Below are 1715 nucleotides of genomic sequence, written 5' to 3'. Positions count from 1 at the left end.
AGTTTTGCCCGGGTTTTTGTGCAGAAGTCTGCAACCCGAAGAGAGGGCGCAGGGAATGCCGGGTGCGTCAGCGCACCCGCAGCCTTGCGTGCAAAAATGGAAAGCACGCAAGCAAGTCACCACGGTCACACCGGAGACATCCGGCATTCCCCGCGCAATGGTTTTAACGGTTTCCTTCGTGATCTTGTGTCTGCAAAATCTGTCAGAATGTGCGAACGGGCGGTTCTCACAAAACCGCCCGTCGCTGGATCTGAGCCCGTTCGTGCTCGAAGGCCATATGAGCCTGACGGGGAGCGTGGGACAGATCCGGTGTCTTCCTCAACCCGAACAGTTGCATGGGCTTAGAGCCCGGACCGAGCAAGGAAGGGAGCTGGATGATGGCACAAAATTCTCTTGATGTCGCGGGGATCGATGTCGCCAAGGACAAGGTGGATGTTTGCATTCGCTCGCTATCGTTGAAGCGCACGTTTGCAAGCACGGCGGATGGTCGGCGCGAGCTGGCCTCATGGCTCCGCCGGCAAAAGATCGGCAAGGCGGTGATGGAGGCTTCCGGCGGCTACGAACGCGAGTGGGCCAAGGCATTGCGCAATGCGGCGATCGAGGTTCGGATCGTCGATCCAAAACGGGTGCGCAGCTTCGCTCGATCGGCCGGTCGGCTCGCCAAAAACGACACGATCGATGCGGAGATGATCGGCTGGTTCGCCGAAACCTTCCGCGATGTTCCTCAACAGGCTTATGACGCGGAGCGCGAGAGACTGGCGAAGATCGTGAATGCGCGCCAGGCCCTGCTCGACGTGCAGGGCGAACTGCAAAACAGAAGCGAGCATTCCACGCCAGACATCGTGCAGAGGGTGCAGGCGCGGCTCCTGAAGAAGATCGCTGCCGAGCTTGCCACGCTCGAGGCGGCGATTACAGCCACGATCGAAGCCACGCCGCGGTTTGCCGAACTCGCCGAGATCATCGAGAGCGTGCCTGGACTTGGCCGGATCACCTCCGCCGGTCTGATCGCGGCAATGCCGGAACTGGGCCAGGTAAACAACAAGATCGCTGGCGCTTTGTTGGGTGTGGCCCCGTACGATGACGACAGTGGCAAACGGCGAGGTGAGCGCCAGATCAAGGACGGACGCCGCAAGGTGCGAAATCTGTTCTACATGGCCTGTCTGGGCGCCGCGACACGGCACAACCCCGTGCTCAAGGCCTTCTATCTGCGCCTGGTCGCCAAAGGTAAGGTGAAAAAGGTTGCGCTGGTGGCGTGCATGCGCAAGCTCATCGTGATCCTCAACATCATGATCGCTCGCCGGCAGAAGTGGAACCCTGCTGTCTGCGCGGCGAACTGACCTCGATCATCAACACAGTTGCTCCCTGGTGAACCGGGCTTTGTTGCCACCATCCCCGGTGCGATGCGCCAGCATCGTCACCAGGTTGACACCAGCGTCGGGGTGTCAGGACCACACGACTTCGCCGTCCGCCTCAAGCGCCGTTCGTCAATAGCGCTTCCAGCGTCCACCGCATCCCGCCCCGCGTTGATGACGTTGCGCAACGCCCCTCTGTCGGGATGGGATGGCGAATACATAGACTGATTTGTTACTTCTGAAAATCAGAATATTTTTGCAGGAAGGGCTAGACAGGGGTTCGGGGTGATTTGCCCGTCCGGGCACCGATCGCAGATAAGCCGGGCGCTTCGCGACAACCCTCGCGGTTGTGCAAGGCATGAC

The 1715-nt window shown here is 60.2% G+C and carries 2 protein-coding genes; both read left to right on the top strand.

Translation table 11 applies throughout. The features are described from left to right. A partial coding sequence (locus WBR57_RS12095) for a hypothetical protein (protein WP_424084025.1) occupies window positions 1–397 on the top strand: 397 nt, incomplete at its 5' end. Further along, on the top strand, window positions 375–1337 hold the full coding sequence (locus WBR57_RS12090; RefSeq protein ID WP_424084024.1) for an IS110 family transposase: 963 nt from the start codon (window positions 375–377) through the stop codon (window positions 1335–1337). The genes WBR57_RS12095 and WBR57_RS12090, both read left to right, overlap by 23 nt. Window positions 1338–1715 lie beyond the last annotated feature (378 nt).

This window comes from Pseudomonas sp. (assembly GCF_049590575.1).
Lineage (GTDB): Bacteria > Pseudomonadota > Gammaproteobacteria > Pseudomonadales > Pseudomonadaceae > Aquipseudomonas.
Note: the sequence above shows the minus strand (reverse complement) of the source record. Positions and strands in the feature narration are given on the sequence as shown.